The 18,357-nt window shown below is 52.0% G+C and carries 16 protein-coding genes; 10 read left to right on the top strand and 6 right to left on the bottom strand.

Going from position 1 to position 18,357, the window contains the following annotated elements; genetic code table 11:
• Window positions 1-2 precede the first annotated feature (2 nt).
• Both NNL21_RS02780 and NNL21_RS02775 read left to right on the top strand, forming a co-directional pair.
• Window positions 3-578: a TetR/AcrR family transcriptional regulator gene (locus NNL21_RS02780; protein ID WP_204815921.1), complete on the top strand. Its 576-nt coding sequence runs from the start codon at window positions 3-5 to the stop codon at window positions 576-578.
• 41 nt (window positions 579-619) lie between these two features.
• Window positions 620-1,747, top strand: a complete 1,128-nt coding sequence (locus tag NNL21_RS02775; protein ID WP_204815920.1) for a cytochrome P450 — start codon at window positions 620-622, stop codon at window positions 1,745-1,747.
• Window positions 1,748-1,855: 108 nt separating this feature from the next.
• Here NNL21_RS02775 and NNL21_RS02770 read toward each other — a convergent pair whose 3' ends face one another.
• The 4 genes from NNL21_RS02770 to NNL21_RS02755 all read right to left on the bottom strand — a co-directional run bounded on the left by NNL21_RS02770 (window position 1,856) and on the right by NNL21_RS02755 (window position 5,089).
• Entirely contained in the window at window positions 1,856-2,380 is a 525-nt protein-coding gene (locus tag NNL21_RS02770) for a DUF420 domain-containing protein (RefSeq protein WP_204815919.1), read from the bottom strand.
• Between the two features lie 140 nt (window positions 2,381-2,520).
• A complete protein-coding gene (locus tag NNL21_RS02765; protein WP_204815918.1) occupies window positions 2,521-3,303 on the bottom strand; it encodes an ABC transporter permease in 783 nt (260 codons plus the stop codon).
• Window positions 3,304-3,308: 5 nt separating this feature from the next.
• The gene (locus NNL21_RS02760) at window positions 3,309-4,112 is read right to left on the bottom strand and encodes an ABC transporter permease (protein ID WP_204815917.1); all 804 of its coding nucleotides are present in this window, start codon (window positions 4,110-4,112) and stop codon (window positions 3,309-3,311) included.
• Window positions 4,109-5,089, bottom strand: coding sequence for an ABC transporter ATP-binding protein (locus tag NNL21_RS02755; RefSeq protein WP_256555024.1), 981 nt, complete (start codon window positions 5,087-5,089; stop codon window positions 4,109-4,111). The genes NNL21_RS02760 and NNL21_RS02755 overlap by 4 nt, the downstream gene beginning before the upstream one ends.
• Before the next feature lie 133 nt (window positions 5,090-5,222).
• On the opposite strand from NNL21_RS02755, the gene NNL21_RS02750 reads away from it, so the two are divergent.
• A complete protein-coding gene (locus NNL21_RS02750) occupies window positions 5,223-5,930 on the top strand; it encodes a hypothetical protein (protein WP_204815915.1) in 708 nt (235 codons plus the stop codon).
• A 198-nt stretch (window positions 5,931-6,128) separates the two neighbouring features.
• On the opposite strand, the gene NNL21_RS02745 is transcribed toward NNL21_RS02750, so the two are convergent.
• Complete coding sequence (locus tag NNL21_RS02745; protein ID WP_204815914.1) at window positions 6,129-7,007, bottom strand: AraC family transcriptional regulator; 879 nt, start codon at window positions 7,005-7,007, stop codon at window positions 6,129-6,131.
• A gap of 138 nt (window positions 7,008-7,145) precedes the next feature.
• Between NNL21_RS02745 and NNL21_RS02740 the strand changes: the two genes are divergently transcribed.
• The 7 genes from NNL21_RS02740 to NNL21_RS02710 all read left to right on the top strand — a co-directional run bounded on the left by NNL21_RS02740 (window position 7,146) and on the right by NNL21_RS02710 (window position 17,149).
• Window positions 7,146-8,045 carry a nucleoside hydrolase gene (locus tag NNL21_RS02740; protein ID WP_204815913.1) on the top strand — a complete coding sequence of 300 codons (900 nt, stop codon included), beginning with the start codon at window positions 7,146-7,148 and terminating at the stop codon, window positions 8,043-8,045.
• 268 nt (window positions 8,046-8,313) lie between these two features.
• Window positions 8,314-9,702, top strand: a complete 1,389-nt coding sequence (locus NNL21_RS02735) for an ABC transporter substrate-binding protein (RefSeq protein ID WP_204815912.1) — start codon at window positions 8,314-8,316, stop codon at window positions 9,700-9,702.
• A 28-nt stretch (window positions 9,703-9,730) separates the two neighbouring features.
• Window positions 9,731-10,693: a carbohydrate ABC transporter permease gene (locus NNL21_RS02730; RefSeq protein WP_204815911.1), complete on the top strand. Its 963-nt coding sequence runs from the start codon at window positions 9,731-9,733 to the stop codon at window positions 10,691-10,693.
• Between the two features lie 21 nt (window positions 10,694-10,714).
• Window positions 10,715-11,563, top strand: a complete 849-nt coding sequence (locus NNL21_RS02725) for a carbohydrate ABC transporter permease (RefSeq protein WP_204815910.1) — start codon at window positions 10,715-10,717, stop codon at window positions 11,561-11,563.
• Window positions 11,564-11,631: 68 nt separating this feature from the next.
• Window positions 11,632-12,903: a Gfo/Idh/MocA family protein gene (locus NNL21_RS02720; protein ID WP_204815909.1), complete on the top strand. Its 1,272-nt coding sequence runs from the start codon at window positions 11,632-11,634 to the stop codon at window positions 12,901-12,903.
• Window positions 12,904-13,066: 163 nt separating this feature from the next.
• Window positions 13,067-16,729: an S-layer homology domain-containing protein gene (locus tag NNL21_RS02715; protein WP_204815908.1), complete on the top strand. Its 3,663-nt coding sequence runs from the start codon at window positions 13,067-13,069 to the stop codon at window positions 16,727-16,729.
• 90 nt (window positions 16,730-16,819) lie between these two features.
• Entirely contained in the window at window positions 16,820-17,149 is a 330-nt protein-coding gene (locus tag NNL21_RS02710; protein WP_204815907.1) for a four-helix bundle copper-binding protein, read from the top strand.
• Window positions 17,150-17,220: 71 nt separating this feature from the next.
• On the opposite strand, the gene NNL21_RS02705 is transcribed toward NNL21_RS02710, so the two are convergent.
• The gene (locus tag NNL21_RS02705; protein ID WP_204815906.1) at window positions 17,221-18,264 is read right to left on the bottom strand and encodes an alpha/beta hydrolase family protein; all 1,044 of its coding nucleotides are present in this window, start codon (window positions 18,262-18,264) and stop codon (window positions 17,221-17,223) included.
• Window positions 18,265-18,357 lie beyond the last annotated feature (93 nt).

The raw sequence follows: 18,357 nt of genomic DNA, 5'->3' as shown, positions 1-18,357 counted from the left end.
ATGTGAGCAAAGACAAGATTATCGCAGCAGCCATCCATGTATTCTCTGAGCATGGCTACCACCGGGCAAGTATGGACGAAATTGCGCTGAGCGCGCAGGTCGCGAAGGGGACTCTTTATTACCATTTTCCAGGAAAGGCGCAGCTGTTCAAGACGATTGTGATGGATGGATTTCAAGAAATCAGCGATCGGATCCGTTCTGTCATGGAGTCGGATCTCACGTTGGAAGAGCAGATCCAGCGAATCATTACACATAATCTGGATCTGTTTCTGGAGTCCCGCGGTTTTGCGCACATCGTATTTAACGAACTATCCAACGGGATTGAGCAGGATGTTCTGGAGGAACTGAAGGGGCTGAAGGAGGGATACATCGATTTTCTGGCTGGTGTATTGGAGGAAGGGTGTAAGGATGGCGTTCTCCGTTCTATCAATTGTCGTTTGGCCGCAGCTGGAATTGTAGGTTTACTGGACAGCTCTTGCAATTATTATATCTCTCACCCAGATGCGTTGAATCGCGACGATCTTGAGCAGTTTCTCTATACGATCATTACAACCGGTTTGTTCAAGATAAACGTGTAGCCGTTACGGGATCATTAGAATAAAAAACGGCGGTGTATCGTATGAATTGGGAAACGAATGATGAACTGATACCCTTATCATGGTATAAACACATGCGTGCCTCTTCACCAGTAACATTCAATGCTGAGCATAGTGTCTGGGATGTCTTCAAATATGAGGATGTCAAATCGATTTTCGCCGATCATGAGCATTATTCCTCCGTTACGACGGAGAATGTAACCGAACCGCTGGATGCGAGTATTCTACGACTGGATCCGCCCAAGCATCGGCAGCTGCGGAAGCTCGTTTCTCAAGCCTTCACACCCCGTGTCATTGAATCGTTGGCGCCGAAGATCGAGTCGATCGCCCATGAATTATGTGATCGTGCGGAAGCAACCGGACGGATGGATGCCCTCCATGATTATGCAAGTCCGCTTCCCATTATCATCATTGCCGAGATGCTGGGAATTCCTACAGAGGACAGGGAAAAGTTCAAGCTATGGTCGGAAGCGCTGGTAGGAGACGACTACCCGGCCTTCGTTCAATGCCAGGATGAAATGAGCGTGTATTTCACCAGCATCGCTGATCGAAGGCGGCATGAGCCGGAGGATGATTTAATTAGCAACCTTGTCCATGCCAAGGTTGAAGGCCAGCAGTTAACCGATTTGGAGATCGTCGGATTCTGCGTACTGCTGCTTGTAGCCGGGAATGAAACGACAACCAATCTGATTACGTCCGCTATTCTGTGCTTGGACAGTCAACTGAACGTGAAGGAACAGCTGATGGAGGAACCGGGACTCATCCCTCAAACAATCGAGGAGGTGCTTCGTTATTGCTCTCCAGTGCAGATGATGATTCGAAGAGTGAAGCAGGCCACGGTGCTTCGTGGTCATCTGCTGCCTCCTAATCAGATAATGCAAATACGAATCGGCTCGGCCAACCACGACGAAGACATCTTTCATCATCCGGAACGCTTCGACATTCACCGCAGTTCTAACCCTCATATGGCCTTTGGGTACGGAATCCACTTCTGTTTGGGGGCTCAGCTGGCTCGAATGGAAAGCAAGATCGCGATTCGAACGCTGCTTGAGCGATTTCCTCATTATGAACGCGATCGTTCACACCGATTAGAACGGATGAGCAGCTCAATTATTTTTGGCGTGAAGCAGCTGCCGCTTAACCTGAGATAGAGAACGGCCATTCTGGCATTCGGATTCGGATTCAGATGAGCAACCGTCCTGAGGTGCGCAATAAGAAGAAGCTTACGACCGAATCCGATCGTAAGCTTCTTATATTTCTTAATAATAGGGGGAAATTAACAGGTAGACGATTACGCCGGTAGAGCTGACATAGAGCCAGATCGGCATTGTCCAACGGGCAATGCGGCGATGCTTGGCAACCTGCATATTGAAGCCCCTCGTTACTGAGATCAAAGCGAGCGGCACATTCAAGATTGCCAGCGATACATGTGTGATCAGAATGAAGAAGTACACATATCTCATGAACTCACTGCCGCCGAATTTGGTCGGCTCGGTAAGGAAGTGGTAGATGACATACGACACCAGGAACAAGAATGTCGTCACGAAGGCGAGTAGTATGAAATTCCGGTGCATCGGTATGTTCTTCTTCTTGATGAAAACGAGGGAAATGATCAGGAACGAAAAGGTGAATAAATTGAAAATCGCATTCAACAATGGGAATATCGTAACATCCATCTGGATTTCCCCGTCATATTCCGGAAGAAAAAACAATAGTGCTATAATGCCTATTAGGACTACAGAAAAAACAATGATTAAAGGTGTGAAGTTGCGTGATTTCTTCATTGGTTACCTCCCGACAGATCTACAGCATCACATTTGCTCTTATTCAATTAGAATAGACAATCTCAGCCGTAAATACAACATGATACGGCGTTTGGATGTCACAAATTATTGAATCTTGGAATGAGCTGACTGAAGATTCGTCATGAGCCGGTCGATCTATAGCGGCGGACGCCGAATTGCCATACGAGCAGGCAGGGCAGAATGAAGATAAAGCCCGCAAGCGGCGTTAGCACGTAGAGATCGCTGTTAGCGGAGGTTTTCCCAAGAATGTACAATAGAGGAAAATAATTGACACATCCGAAGGGAATGACAAAAGTAAAGAACCGCGAAACCCATTTGTGATAAATATTAAGCGGATATTGTGCCATCTCTCTTCCGCCATCCGTAAAGATATTGGCCACTTCAAGCCCCTGGATCGTCCAAAAGCACAGCGTAGCGGCGAGCATGTAGATGCCGGTAAAGATGAAGACTCCACTGGCGATCATGAGAAACAGAGCGACTCCTTTGAGCACCGTCCATTCAATCGGCAGGTTGCTAACGGCAAAGACGAGAACGATGATGCTTTGAACCAATCGTCCGAATCGCGTAAACTCAAATTTAGAGCCGAGCACTTGGACGACGGTCGAGCGCGGACGGACAAGCAGACGATCGAAATCTCCGGCTACCACGAGACTGGAGAAGGCGTCGAAGCCGCGGGCGAAGCATTCACTGATCGCAAACGCCATATGAATGACGGCAAAGCATAACGCGACCTCGTAGAAATTCCAGTCCTTGATCTGCCCGAACCGTTCGAACAGAAAGTACAGGCCGGCGAAGATCGAGAAGGGGATAAAAAACTGCCCTAGCGTTAGCAGCCAGAATGAGGTGCGGTATTGCACCTGTGACTTGAACAGAATGACCAAATATTGAAAGTAAAGCTTCATAACCGTTATCCTCCCTGCACGACAACTCTTCGGAGCGCTCTTCGCATAGCGAAGCTCCCTAATCCGACGAGGGCGGCGAGCCATATGAATTGGGTGATGATTCCTGTGAGCGCCTCCTCCTTAGGAATGTGGCCGCTGTACACCCGAAACGGGAAATCCGCGGCCAAGTGAAACGGAAGCAGGTTGGCGATATGCTGCAGCCATACGGGCATTAGCGGGATGGGGATGACCATTCCTGCAAAAAATTCACCGATGACACCGAACATGAGCAGCGAGCCGACGGGTGACATCGTGACGAATACGGAAATATAGATCAGCATGGAGATGGACACCAATACGAACAACCCTAGAATCAACGTGATCGAAAATAGCAGCAATGTGGATGGATCGGGTGGAAGTGAAAGGCGGTAAGGCTGCGGTAAGAAGAATGCGACGATAAGAATCGGAAGACTGCGCAGCATGGCGCTTGCTAATCGTTGAGCCAGAAGCTTAGCGTACCAGAAGCCATAGATTTCACTCGGCCGGCATAATTCATAGGCAATATTGCCGGTCGTGATTAACTGAAACAACTCGTTATCCCGAAACCACAGCATAATGAAAGCAAGGAAGGATTGCTGCAGCCATATGTACGTAATCAGCTGAGTGAGGGAGATCGGCGGGGTATTGGCAAGCTGGCTGTAGAAGGCTTCAAAGACCATGATGATGATGAATCCCCAGAAGAATTGCGTTGCGATTCCCGCCAACGCCGCGGAACGATACTGCAGGCCATTGTAGAGACGAAGCTTGAATACCGAAATATACATCTTCATGATATTTGGTACTCCTTGTACAACTGGACGATGATGTCTTCGATCGGCTGTGTATCGATCGTGACATCGAGCAGCTCAACCTGCCTGGACAGCTGGGTGAGAACGTCGGATATCATGACCTGTTCCGTATCCACGCTGAGCACAGCCCGTTCCGTTGACCAAGACAGGACGGAGACGCCTGGAATATCAAGCGGTATGTCGGTCTCGCGATAATCGGCGGTGATGGTCTTCCGGGTACCGAACCGGCTGCGCAATGCTTGCAGGTTGCCGTCATACAGCAGACTTCCCTTACCAATTAGAATAATCCGCTTTGCCAAGGCTTCAATATCATTCATGTCATGTGTGGTCAGAATGACCGTTACGCCTTTTTCCTGGTTAATGGTCTGAATGAAATGACGTACCGCGATTTTGGATACCGCATCGAGGCCGATGGTCGGTTCATCCAAGAATAGAATCTGCGGGCTGTGCAGGAGAGAGGCGGCAATTTCACAGCGCATTCGTTGACCGAGACTGAGCTGTCTAACAGGTGTGTTGACAATTTCGTTCAGATCGAGTGTTTCAATGAGTAAAGTGAGATTAGCCCGGTATTCCGGTTCAGGCACCTTGTAGATATCCCGCAACAGCTGGAATGAATCCATGACCGGAACATCCCACCACAGCTGCGAGCGCTGTCCAAACACAACGCCGATGTTCTTGACATAAGGGACGCGTTCCATCCATGGGGTGTATCCCATGATCGAGCAGCTTCCTCGATCCGGAACCAAGATGCCGCTCATGACCTTGATTGTGGTCGATTTTCCCGCTCCGTTCGGTCCGATGTAGCCTACGATTTCGCCGGGTTCGATGGAGAAGCTGATGTCCCGCAGTGCTTCGACCGTGGTGTACTCACGATGGAAGAGTCCCTTGAGCGCATGTCCGACTCCCGTTGATCGCTTCGCGACCTTGAAGCTCTTACTTATTCCGTTAACCTTGATCACAATGGTCTCCTCCGAATTTGTTTTAAAGTGAAAGGAAGAAGATGGTACCATTTGTTCATGTATTGTGTCAATTATAATTTCTGAATTCTATCTGATCTATAACTTCAGGGGCACTACAAGGTGGTGATGAAGCATGACGGCAGCAGAACGCCATGCAGATTGGGATATCTATTTACTTGCAGGGGTAGCTTCGACGTTGACCTTGTTTCGCAGCTGCAAGCTCGAGCTGGAACGAAGGTTTCAAGAGACAGGTCATGCGCCTGTGATTCGCGAGCTGTTTCCTTATGGCGATCATACACAGAAGCTCACGCGTCAAATTATCGAAGTTCGGGGTGATCTATCGCGATTGAGCGGTGCGGGGAGGAACGGTGGGAGAGCGGCTGCAGCGCAAGTGCGCGAGCATTCTACGGGCAGGCCCGTTTTGTTGATCGGTCACAGCGGCGGCGGCGTCGCTGCGTATCAAGCGGCGGTCATGCTTCATGATGAAGGTATTATCCCGGATTATCGCATTGTGCAGGTCGGATCTCCGAAGGTGCCGATTCGCATCCATGACCGCATGCGGGTCAGTTATTACTCCGCCATCGACGAACAAGGAACGCTGCGCGATCCGATCACCCGCATCGGCAGCTGGGGGGGCTGGAGCCGAAGCCGTTTCGGCTTATGGTATTGGAATCGATTGAAGTACGCACCTGGTCACGTAGGAAACATCACGCTGTTGGGAGGACATCCGCATTACTTTCGCAGCGATGCTGCCTATGTCCATCCCGATCGAGGATCTAATCTTTCGGTCACACTCGATAGCGTGTGGGATAAGGTGGTTGAAGTAATAAGTAATAAGTAAGATGCAGAGGGGCTGTTCCACGAATCATCTATGGATGACTTGTGGGACAGCCCCTCTTCTTTTGGACAAACGAAAGTGAAAAGTTAAGCAAAAGCACTGCAAGGGCAAATGTTCTTCCGATCGCTGTTGTTTCCGGAAACAAAGGCGAACGCAGACGCTTCTATAGAATCACTCGCCCTCTCCATAGTAGAAAACTCATTAAATATTCGTTCCGATCGTTGGCTTATTGTATAAGGAGGATGCCAGCCATTTGCCATTCAATTCGTAACTCGCCGCCCGTTCTGGCCATGCGACGGATTCTTCCTCCACGATCTCTTCAATAGGTGGGGCAGGCAATTCGCGAAATTCCTTGGGTGTCACCCCTGTCTCATGTTTGAACAGAGCGCTGAATTGGGAGGCGGTTGAAAAGCCGCATTCGATCGCAATCGAGGCGATCTTCAGATCCGGCTTGGCAAGCAGTTTCTTGGCGTGCTCGATTCGCTCCATCATCAGAAAATTCATAGGGGAGAGTCCGGTTCGCTCTTTAAACACGTGGCGGAAGCGGTCAGTGCTATAGCCGGAAAGTGCAGCGAGCGTCTTCAATTGGATGGGCTGCATATAATTCTCCTTGATGAAATTGCGCGCGTACTGAATGCGGTCATCCGGCTCGACCGAAGCGGCTTTCAGTCCCGGCGTGCGGCCAATCTCCAGCATGAGCTGGCTGCCAAGCAGATTAAGCTGCAGAGTATGATAGCTCTTCTTATTGACGATTTCATCTCTCATTCTCTCGAAAATCTGCTGCACCGGACGGTGTGCAGCGTCGTTGTAGACACCGTTTGGCAGCTCGACGGGCACCTCGTCATAGTGGAAGCCAATGAACAGCAGATCCGTATCCTCGATATGTCTCTCGTCATGTAGACTCCTCGGACGAATGATCGAGAAGGTGTTCGGACCGTATTTGTACTTCTTTCCGTCGATGTGAGTGATGCCTGTGCCTCGCTTATAGTAGACAATTTCATAGCAGGAATGCTTGTGATACTCAACGCTGGTAGATTCACGGAGCAAGTAAAACTGCAAGAAGCTCAAATTGAAGTTCATGCTTCATCAGCCTTTCGGTGATAGTAAATAGCCGAATCGTTATATAGACGATTGTAGATTAATTATATACTGTTCGCAAGCAAGAAAATAGAAAATCGCGTGATTCGAGCGATTAATGGGAAAGGCGAGTGGGACAAATTGAGAAGGATCATCATCGATACGGACGTCGGGGGAGATATCGACGACGTGCTCACATTAAGCATGGCTATTCATTCGCCAGAGCTTGTCATCGAAGGGGTGACGACAGTTGGCAGACGTTCGGACCAAAGGGCCAAGATCGCTGCGCATTTGCTGGAATTGAATGGGATGGGACATGTGCCGGTAGCGGCGGGTTTCGAGCATCCGTTCGTCGGAGAATGGAACGAGTGGGATGTGCCGAACCAGTACGGCGAGGAACTTGCCCATACGTCAATCACCACGGATGAAGATGCGGTGGATTTGCTAATCCGCCTTACGGAGCATAATCCAGGTGAAGTGGCGATTGTTGCGATCGGCGCACTTACGAATGTCGCCCGTGCTATCGAGAGGTCGCCTTCCTTCCGGGATAATGTCAAGGAAATCGTGCTGATGGGAGGCGCTTTTACATTTCATTACCTGGAATGCAATATCGTCTGTGACCCGGAAGCTGCCGAAATCGTATTCGAATCCGGTATCCCGGTTACGGCTGCCGGGCTAGAGGTATGTCTGGATCTGAGGATCGATACGGACGAGGCGATCCGCGTCCTGAAGGATGCCGATACGGTGCAATCCCGCTTCCTGGCCATCCTTGTGGCAAGGTGGAAGGAGGTCGGAGTCAACAGGCCGATCATTATGTTCGACGCGATCCCGCTTGTTTATTTGATGGATAAGGGAATCGTCCAGACGGAAGAACGAGTCGTCAGAATCGAAACGGCTGGCAAGCACACCAGAGGCATGACCTTCTCCTTCGAGACTCCTTTCTCCGAGGAATTGCCGGAAATCCCGCATGTTAAAGTGTGCAGTGAAGTAAAAGGGGAAGAGCTCATGCAGCTGTTCGCCAAGAGGGGACTTCTGACTTGATGTAAGGATGCCGAGGGGGCCTTGCCTTATGAATAACCGCCGAATGTTGGTATAAATTAGCCGGACGATGATATCGAGATAGCCAAATCGTTATATCATATGAATTTCTGTCTTGTATACTTAGGATGAGATTAAGAGGGACAAGCACAACCCATTTGGTGGCGTTTACATCAGGGGATTGACGTAAATACGCACTCTTTCCAAGTTGAGTTTGGTTGTGCGAATTCCAATAAAACAATCTTCACAATATTATGGGGAGGTTCTGCACATGAAAAGAAACATGCTGCTTGGAACGGTTGTCTTGATGGTATTGGTTGGCTTGCTGGCAGGCTGTGGAGGAAACGGCGGTAATGAGCCGAAGAACGCGAACAACGGGAATGAGCCAATAACCGCAAACGGTGGGAACAACAGCGAAGAAAAGGAACCCGAGACGCTCAAGGTCGCTTTCTTCCAAGGCGGTTATGGCGATTCGTGGTTCAAATGGTTGAAGGAAGAGTTCGAGAAGGAGCATACGAATGTGACCGTCGAGCTGGAAGGCAGTCCGAAGATGAATGAGATTCTCCAGCCAAGGATCAAGAGCGGCAGCAATGTTCCCGACGTTGCCTTCGTGGACGCCAGCTTTATGAAGATGTGGGGGCCTTCCGGCAAGCTTGTGGATTTCACAGAAACCTACAAGAACGAGAAGCTGCCGGATGGCAAGACCATTGAGCAGTCGGCCGACGAGCTTGTGAACCAGTCGATGACCGTGCTCGGCAAAATCTACGGTGTGCCTTGGGCGGCATCGCCCCGGGGGATCGTGTACAATGTCGGCATGTTTGAGGTGAACGGCTGGGAATACCCGACAACATGGGAAGAGATGGAGACGCTTGTCGGGAAAATCAAGGCCAAGGGGATTGCGCCTTTCGTCTACCCCGGCAAATATCCGGGCTACGTGCAGCCGGTCGGAATTAGCGGATACCTGCAGTATGGCGGCCTGGATTTCCTCGAGAAGCTGACGAATACGAAAGAGGAAGACATTCCCGGTCTATACGGCGACAACGCGATAAAAAGATCGTATTCGCTCATTGAACAGATGGTGCAGGACAAATGGTTCCTGGACGGTTCACTGGCACTCAATCATACCGAGTCGCAGATGGAGTTTCTGCGCGGCAATGCGGCGATGATTCCAAACGGAGGCTGGATGGAGAACGAAATGAAGGATGCGATTCCAGATGGCTTTAAGATGCGGATGGCGCCGATTCCTCCTGCTCAAGACGCTGTTGTGAAAGAATCCATCATCCCGGTCGACTTGCTCGGCTTCGGAGGCATTCCAAGCGATTCGAAGCATATCGAGACAGCCAAAGCGTTTCTCATGTTCGCCTCGACAGAGGAAGCCAACCGTAAATTCACAGAATTGACGGGCTCGGCTAAAGCTATGAAATATTCCGTTGATGGATTGGATATTACCGAATTCACCAAGAGCTGCATCGAAGTCACGTCCACTTATAAGAATTTGACCTTAAACTATGAGCCGCAGTCCATTGGCGAAAGCCCGGGGATTGACGCCTATGCAGCCCTTCTATCCGGTCAGAAAACGGTCCAGCAGGTCATGGATACCAATGTTTCTGCAGCGCCTCAAAAATGGAAGGATCAGCAGAAGGTGTTGAACAGCCAATAGCAGCATGAAAGCGGGACGTTCCGAAGCGATGAAATCTCATGATATCGGAACGTTCCGCAGCTTCTTCGAGTACTGGGAAAGGGTGGACGCCATGAAGGGTTTACTAACAAAGAAAGGTTTGTTTATCGCCGTAATGCTGGCTTGGCCGCTTATCCACTACGCGGTGTTCGGACTTTACTTGCAGGTTCAAACGCTGCTCTATTCCTTCCAGTCGTGGAATCCGCTCACCGGCAGGCAGACATGGACCGGGTTCTATAACTACATAACCGCTTTCCGGTCGATGAATTCCGACGGTGTGTGGACCTCCGCTATTTTTAATACCGTGCTTTTTATACCAGTCAATATATTGGCCGTAGCGCTAGCACTCGTGATCGCGATTCTCTTATATCATAAAGTGCCTCTGGCACGATTCTACCGTATCGTCTACTTCTTTCCGGCTCTCATCTCGATCGTCGTCATTACGATGGTCTTCTCGTTCGCGCTCAATCCGACACAGGGGATTGTCAACGGTCTCCTCGACGCAGTTGGACTGGAACAATTCAAGCGCGCCTGGCTCGGTGATCCGCAGACGGCCTTGATTTCGATTTTCGTATTTTGCATATGGGCGGGAATCGGGGGCAGCAATGTCATTCTGACGGGTGCACTGCAGCGGATTCCGCATGATTATTTCGAAGTCGGGAAGCTGGAAGGCATCGGCTTTTGGAAGGAATTATTCTATATCATCATGCCCTTGTTATGGCCGACGCTATCGACGTTAATCATCGTCTCGACGAGCGGGGCGTTCTCCATTTTCCTGCAGGTGATGCTATTGACCAACGGCGGGCCGTTCACCTCGTCTACGACGGTCGGGCTCGAGATGTACCGGCTGGTCATTGAGAAGAACGACTATGGCATGGCATCGGCATACGGCATTATCTTCACGGTGATCGGATTCGTTATCGTGTGGTGTGTGAAATGGCTGACGGAACGGTTCGACACGGCTGAATACTAATCCGGTAAAGGAGAGGGCGAATTGAACACCACCGGTCAACAGCGTAAGTTTAACAAAATCATTCTCCTGATCTTGGAAATCATTCTACTGTTCTATGCGATCACCTTGATTTATCCGTTCGTATGGATGTTAATCAACTCGCTCAAGAGCAATAAAGAGTTCTTCCAGGATATTTGGTCATTGCCCGAGCAGTGGGCGTGGAAAAATTATGCCGATGCCTGGGAATCGGCCCGTATCGGCCGGTTCTTCTTCAACAGCATATGGATGACGGCGGTCGGCACATTCACGTCGGTTATGTCTGCGGCTATGCCCGCCTACGTGCTGGCGAAATATAAGTTCAAGGGCTCGAACGCCGTCTATGGCTTGGCGATCGTTGGTTTTCTCATTCCCAGCATCGGCACCTTCGGCCCCTGGTACATGCTGATGCAGCAATTGAGCTTGTTCAATCCGGCTGGCGTGCTGATCGGCTATACCGGCGGGATTGGCTTTTACATGCTGGTATTGTACTCGTTCTTCAAAGGCATTAGCTGGGAGTATGCCGAAGCGGCATTCATGGATGGCGCCGGCCATTTTCGCGTGTTCTTCTCCATCATGCTGCCCTTGGTTAGAGGGGGTCTCGTGGCGGTGGCGACATTCGCGCTGATTGGCATCTGGAACGATTATTTTCAACCGCTAATCCTGCTGCAGAGCGAACACCAATACACGATTGCGGTCGGACTATCCTATCTAGTCGAAGCGCAGAAGTACAGTGCGGACTACACCGTTCTGTTCGCAGCCATGTGGATTGCAGTGCTGCCGATTCTGCTCGTCTATATGGTGATGCAGGAGAAGCTGATCAACGGCTTTACGATGGGCGGGATCAAGGGTTGACCCATGGATCATGAGCATTATGCGAGGGATATGGGATGCACTTATTTGCAAACGGAGGTTTCGCAGCTATGAAAAGGATTACTGTGGCTTTAATTGGAGCGGGGACGCGAGGAGAGGCATACGCCGATTATGCGCTCGAGCATCCGGAAGAAATGAAGGTCGTTGCAGTCGCCGAGTCGAATGCCGTCCGAAGGCAGCAGTTTCAAAAGAAGCACGGCATCGGCGACGCATACGCCTATCCGGATGCTATTGCGCTGCTCGAGCAGGCGCGATTAGCAGATGCGGTCGTGATCTGTACGCAAGACCGTGATCACTATGAACATACGATGAGAGCATTGGAGCAGAATTACCATGTTCTTCTTGAGAAGCCGATGTCCCCGTCGCCGGAAGAATGCATGGCCATGGGCGAACGTTCACGGGATGCAGGCGTCGTCTTGTCCATCTGCCATGTACTGAGGCATACCGTATTCTTCAACAAAATAAAAGAGCTGCTTGTGAAGGGTAAGATCGGCAGGCTCATGACCGTCCAGTTAAATGAATATGTCGGTTATTGGCATCAAGCCCACAGCTTCGTGAGAGGAAACTGGCGCAGCTCGGCCGAATCAAGCCCCATGATACTAGCCAAAGCCTGTCATGATATGGACATTATTCAATGGCTAATCGACGCGGAATGCCGATACGTCTCCTCGTTTGGCTCGCTGTCCCACTTCCGATCCGACAATGCCCCTGCGGGAGCACCGGCCAGATGTCTCGACGGCTGCCCCGTTTCGGATTCATGCGCGTATTATGCGCCCAAGCAATATTTGACAGACCATATCGGCTGGCCGACTTCTGTGATCAGCACGGACTTGTCCTATGAAGGAAGGGTGAAGGCTCTCGAGGAAGGACCTTATGGCCGGTGCGTATATCACTGCGATAATGATGTCGTTGATCATCAGGTCGTTAACTTCGAGTTTGCCAATGAAGTGGCCGCCGTCTTTACGATGAGCGCCTTCTCTAGGGATGGTGGCCGATTCATCCAGCTTACCGGGACAGAAGGCGAAATTCGGGCCGCGATGGACAAGAACGAGCTGATCCTCAAACGGTTCGATACGGGAGAGGAGCAGCTGATTACACTGCGGAACCCGGCTGGAAACCATGGCGGCGGCGATACGAACCTGATGCGCGATTTCATTCGTCTGGTCAGAAGCGGCGGCAGTGAGAAAGGTCTAACGTCCGCGGAGAACTCCATTCAAAGTCATCTGCTGGCCTTTGCTGCGGAAGCTTCCCGGTTGGAGAAAAGAACAATTGATATGAGAAGGTTTACAGAGGAGAAGAGGAAGCCATGCCAGAGCAAGTGATTCGCCTTTCGACTTGATTGCTGGTACTAGCTTGCACACGAACACACTGCGGGGAAGGGGGCGATCCTGACGGAGCTCTTGAGCGGTAGATGATAGAGAGATAGAAGGAGAGGAATGGGAGTGCCTGCTGCAAAATGGATAAGAAAGAGTGGGATCGCGAACCATGGGGAAATGGAAATTCAAATTGCTCCTGATCGTTATGACTATTATGCTGCTCGCAAGTGTTCTTCCGCCAGGTAAACCCGTGAGGGCCGAAGATTCGGGCTCCGGGCAGGAACCCCCTGTGACGCAAGACTTGAGAATCGGTACGTATGGGGGCGCACCGGCTCTGCTGGTTAACGGTGAGCCGGAGTTCCCGATGTTTCTGTTTGAGCAGGAGATTTCGGAGCAGGATGCACAGGTGTTCCAAGATGCGAACGTGAAGCTGTATTCATTCATCGAAAAAACGAGCTTCCTCGATCTAGGCTGGATCGGACCGGGGCAGCAGGACTTCTCGACGATCGACCGCGTTATGCAAACCTTCGTCGAACGGGTGCCGAAGGGTCTGGCTCTGCCCCGCATTCACTTGTGGGCGCCTCAATGGTGGCTTGCCGCCAACGAAACGGAGCAGCTGGGTTATTCCATGCAGCCGCCGGATCCCGGAGCGCTGACCAAAGATGCGTCAATGGCATCCGAGCAATGGCGGCAGGAAGCGGGCGAGGCGTTGAGGCGATTAGTCCGCCATCTGCTTGATGGCCCTTATGCCGACAGGCTGCTCGGATTGACGCTGGCGGGCGGCACCTATGGCGAATGGCATAACTGGAACGCCGAATATTTGCCCGATGCGAGCGAACCGATGCGACAGTCTTTCATCGCCTATTTGCGTGACAAATACAGCAATGATCTGTCACTGCTTCGTGCCGGCTGGGGTGATCCTGCCGTTACATTCGAAGGCGTTTCGATTCCGACTGTTGAGGAACGCAGGGCTAGCGATGTCGGCCTATTCCGTGATCCAACGATCTCGCGGCGGGTCATTGATTATTACGAAGCCTACCAACAGGCGCCGGTGGATGCGATTAACCACTTTGCCGGAATCGTCAAGGAGGAGAGCGAGGGCAGGCTGCTAACCTCGGTTCTCTACGGATACAGTCCGGACATGAGCTATATGCCCAAAGAGGTGCATCACCGTGCAGTCGCGCAGGCGCATCGGCTGACGAACGTCGATCTGTTCACCTCGCCGCATTCGTATTACCGGCGGGCGCCGGGAGATGACGGTGCACTTCGCACCTATCCGGACAGTCTTGCCCTGCATGGCAAGCTGTTCATCGACGAGGCGGATGACCGTACGCATCTTGCACCGCCGGGCACCTCGTTCGTTCAGGCAACCAACATGAGCGAATCACTTGGTTTGCTGCGCCGGGCTTTCGGGCAGGCGGTCACTCATGCAACCGGTATGTGGTACATGGATCACTCCTCAGGACTTTGGTACAACGATTCGGCCTTCGCGGCAGAGTTCAAGAACCTGAAGAAGTGGGGCGACTATTCCATGAAGCTGCCCCGTCAGCGAAATTCGGAGGTAGCCGTCATCTCATCGAATGAAAGTGAATTCTACCTGGGCGGCAGCACGGATACTTCGGCAGCCTTCTATGAAGGTCCGTCCACGACTAGACCACAGGGACTAGGGGAGCTGAGCAAGGCGGGAGCGCCGTTCGACCGGTACCTGATCGAGGATCTGGAGCAGGGACTGGTTCCGGACCATTACAAGGTTTACATCTTCATCGATACCTTCTATCTGACTGATGCGCAGCGGGCTGCAGTCGAGAAGCTGAAGGGCGGCGGCAGGTCGCTGGTATGGACCTGGGCGCCGGGATACGTATCGGAGTCGGGCTTGTCCACCGCGGGTATGCAAAGCTTGACGGGAATCAGCTTTACGCAAGGAAGCAGCGGCGACGACCCTTCCGGTGGTGGAGGTTCTGCAGCGGGCGAGTGGACGGAGAACTTCGAAGGTGGGAGCTTTCCGCAGTCCGACTATACGGACGGAGAGCGAAGCGGCAATGGTGCCATCGTCGCGGATTTGGACAAGGTCATCGGCGGCAGCTACTCCGCGTACAGCACAGTGGATGCATCTGTGGACTGGCATGAATTCTTATTCACGGACAAAAGCAAAATCAAGCTCGAGCCGGGAGCGACCTATACGGTGACTTTCAAAGCAAAGACACTTGCTGCGCCTGGAGCCTCCGGGAGCTTCTATTTCCTGGCCAGGACGAAGTCGGGCGGCAATGCGCAGGACGTGGGCGTGAACAACTGGACGGACGCGCCGGGTGATCCATATACGAAGTCGTTCACGTTTACGCTGAAAGGCTATGAAGATTACTACTTGATATGGGGGCTGCATAACGGCGGTGCGCTGGCCGTCGACGACATCGTCATCAAGAAGGATGCGACGGTTCCGATCGAGCTTCCTGTTCAGTATCGACTGGATGCCAGCCTGTTCCCGGGCTCGACGACCGTGTACGGCGATATGAAGCTGGATCCGGTCTTCCGTCCGGAAGCCGCGGGCGCTCAGGTGTGGGGTTATTCTTCACCTGACGGTGCGCCGTCGGTTGTCGTTCGTGACTTCCCGAATTGGCGCTCCGTTTATCTACCTGCGCCCCCGATCGCCGCACCACTGTTGAAGCGCATCTATAATGAAGCCGGCGTCCATCTCTATTCGGAGAGCTACGACAATCTGGAGGCCAGCCAATCGTGGGTGAGTATGCATGCAGTGGCGGACGGTATCAAGACGATAAAGCTGCCGCGGGCTGCGAACGTATATGATATCATTGGCAATCGTTCTATGGGCGAAGGAATTCGGGGATTTCAATACGAGATGAAACGCGGGGATACGGCAATTTTCATGCTGGAAACCCCACCGTCTACGCCGCGTCCGCCGGACGGAGGATCATCAGGCGGCTTCCTTCAACCCCTCTCCGGCGACGCCGGTCTGAAGGATTTGCAGGTGCGGGTGGATGGCAAGTCGCTGCCTCTAACGCCTTCTTTCGCTTCGGAAACGACAGCTTATACCGTTCTAACCGAGAGTGCTCAGGCCGAAATTGGAGGGATTGCGGCACATCCGGCGGCGAAGTTGACCCTCCAGGGCAAGCCGTTGACTGGAGGGACAGAGGTCGACCTCAAGGAAGGCGATAATGAGTTTGAACTGATCGTTCAGGCCGAGAATGGTACGAAGAGGACGTATACTGTTACAATCCGGCGGCAATCCGATGCCTTGGAGCCAAGTGAGCCGGGTGGAAAACCGAGCAGACCGGAAGACCCTGTGATGTTGACCGATATCCTTGGACATTGGGCGGAAGCATCGATCCGGGAAGCAGCGGCTAGGCACGTCGTAAGCGGCTATTCCGACGGGACGTTCAAGCCGGACCGTCCGGTGACCCGAGCCGAATTTGTCGTCATGCTGGCGAAAGCGTTCAGGATGAATGAGAATCGATCTGCACTTGTATTTACAGATGCGGAGCGGATCGGTGCATGGGCGAAACCAGCCATCGAGCAGGCCGTTCAGTCAGGCATCGTGACAGGTTATTCAGATGGCAGCTTTCGGCCGGATGCGCCGATGACTCGCGCGGAGATGGCCATTATGATCGCAAGGGCACTCGGCATACCGATGAGTGAGAAAGCTTCAGCAAGCTTCTCCGATAATGGTGATATTCCGCAGTGGGCGAAGGGTGCTGTGGAAGCCATCCGCAAGCTAGGGATAGTAGCCGGACGGGGAGACGGCAGGTTCGTTCCGAGCGGTATCATGACCCGAGCGGAAGCGATCGTCGTGCTGATGAGGATGCCCGAGAGCAGTTAGTAGTGGAAGGCCTGTATCCATGCTGGGCTTGTTTAGGAAGCGGCTAGTTGGTTAATAACAAAGTGATACTTAACCAAGGAGGCGTTTCATATGTCACATGAACAGTATCAAGCCTGTATCGATGAATGTCTGAAATGTATGCAAGCTTGTAATCATTGCTATGATGCATGCTTGGAGGAATCCCATATCGAGGCCATGAAGGAATGTATACGCCTGGACCGGGAATGTGCGGATCTATGCGGGTTTGCCGCGCATGCAATGTCAATGCGCAGCTCCTATTCCAGTGAGATATGCCGGATATGTGCGGAAATCTGTGAAGCCTGCGGCAATGAATGCGCCAAGCATGATCATGATCACTGCAAGCGCTGTGCAGAAGCATGCCTCGAATGTGCGAAGGCCTGCCGGGCGATGGCCGTTTAAATAAATGCATCACGCAGCAAATATAACAGCCTCCAGCCCCGCCGACCGGGACTGGAGGCTGTTTGATTGGATCAGGCAAGCCAACGAACCAGCCAGTCATAGGCCTTTGCCCCGCTGATTTCATGGGGTCCTTCAAACATATCATGATCGAACTTGTCCTCTGAGCCAAGGATCCGGTAGATGCTGCGAATTTGCTGAGCAGCATCTATTGAAGCCTCGATCGGAAATATTGTATCCTGCGTGCCCATCTCTAGGAGAAGGGGTCTAGGTGCGATAAGGCCGACGAGATCGGGCAGCTCCGCATGTCGATTTAATCCAGGGATGTAGTTGTCGATACAGTGATGGATGGACAAGATGCTCGCCTTGAACGTATTGACATAGCCGCTGACTACGGCCGCTTTGATCCGCTTGTCCAGAGCGGAGGTGAATGCAGCTACAAGACCGCCTCCGGAAATTCCCATGCAGCCGATGCGCTCAGGATCGACGTCGGTTCGCGTTTGCAAATAATCGATGACTCTCATCGTCTCATAGATCCGATGCCCAGACATCGTAAATCCCATCTGAAGCAGAAAGGTCGAGATGGCGTTACAGGAGTTTGGCGCGTTCTTCTCCGCTTCTGCACATAGCCTCCGGCTGCCAAAGCCGAGAATGTCGGGTGCGATGACGATGAAGCCGCGCAAGACCAACTCGACAGCAAAATTCTTCTGATAGCCAGGGGATGCTGATTCTGTTACCCCGTCTGGCTGCAGTCCCACCAGCTCCGTATTCCCTTCGCCGTGTCCATGACATGCGATAACAGCAGGTAATCGATCGCCAGCCTTGGAGGCTGCCTTCGGAACAAGAACATAGGCCGGCATCGAGAGTCCGGGATAGGTCGTGAATTCGACGAGCTGCCGTACATATTCACCGCAATCCGTTTCCTCGAGGAGTGTCGGCTCAAGCGGTGCAGCATTTGCGGGGAATCCGCCAACATCCTGAATGAACTGCGCTGTAAGTCCTTCCTGCCATGCTCGCCATTCCTGTTCATTCCGTGCCTGAAACTGAAATTTCGGCGTGATTTCCTGGTACATCGCCTCAAGATAATGATCTGGATGCCATCTGTTCCTCGCTGTCATGGTCAAATCCCTCCTGATTCCTACTCGTATTCCTCTATGTATAGATTAAGGGCTGCGTTATCATTAGTAAACGATTAATCGTTTACCGCCGTG

This window comes from Paenibacillus mendelii (assembly GCF_024498075.1).
GTDB classification, from domain to species: Bacteria; Bacillota; Bacilli; order Paenibacillales; family Paenibacillaceae; genus Paenibacillus_Z; species Paenibacillus_Z mendelii.
The sequence above is the reverse complement of the archived record's forward strand: the minus strand, read 5'-3'. Positions and strand labels throughout refer to the sequence as shown.

Coding starts and splice junctions, on each gene's coding strand:
- NNL21_RS02775 (WP_204815920.1), top strand. CDS start 620: ATGAATTGGGAAACGAATGATGAACTGATACCCTTATCATGGTATAAA.
- NNL21_RS02770 (WP_204815919.1), bottom strand. CDS start 2,380: ATGAAGAAATCACGCAACTTCACACCTTTAATCATTGTTTTTTCTGTA.
- NNL21_RS02765 (WP_204815918.1), bottom strand. CDS start 3,303: ATGAAGCTTTACTTTCAATATTTGGTCATTCTGTTCAAGTCACAGGTG.
- NNL21_RS02760 (WP_204815917.1), bottom strand. CDS start 4,112: ATGAAGATGTATATTTCGGTATTCAAGCTTCGTCTCTACAATGGCCTG.
- NNL21_RS02750 (WP_204815915.1), top strand. CDS start 5,223: ATGACGGCAGCAGAACGCCATGCAGATTGGGATATCTATTTACTTGCA.
- NNL21_RS02745 (WP_204815914.1), bottom strand. CDS start 7,007: ATGAACTTCAATTTGAGCTTCTTGCAGTTTTACTTGCTCCGTGAATCT.
- NNL21_RS02735 (WP_204815912.1), top strand. CDS start 8,314: ATGAAAAGAAACATGCTGCTTGGAACGGTTGTCTTGATGGTATTGGTT.
- NNL21_RS02730 (WP_204815911.1), top strand. CDS start 9,731: ATGAAATCTCATGATATCGGAACGTTCCGCAGCTTCTTCGAGTACTGG.
- NNL21_RS02720 (WP_204815909.1), top strand. CDS start 11,632: ATGAAAAGGATTACTGTGGCTTTAATTGGAGCGGGGACGCGAGGAGAG.
- NNL21_RS02715 (WP_204815908.1), top strand. CDS start 13,067: ATGGGGAAATGGAAATTCAAATTGCTCCTGATCGTTATGACTATTATG.
- NNL21_RS02710 (WP_204815907.1), top strand. CDS start 16,820: ATGTCACATGAACAGTATCAAGCCTGTATCGATGAATGTCTGAAATGT.
- NNL21_RS02705 (WP_204815906.1), bottom strand. CDS start 18,264: ATGACAGCGAGGAACAGATGGCATCCAGATCATTATCTTGAGGCGATG.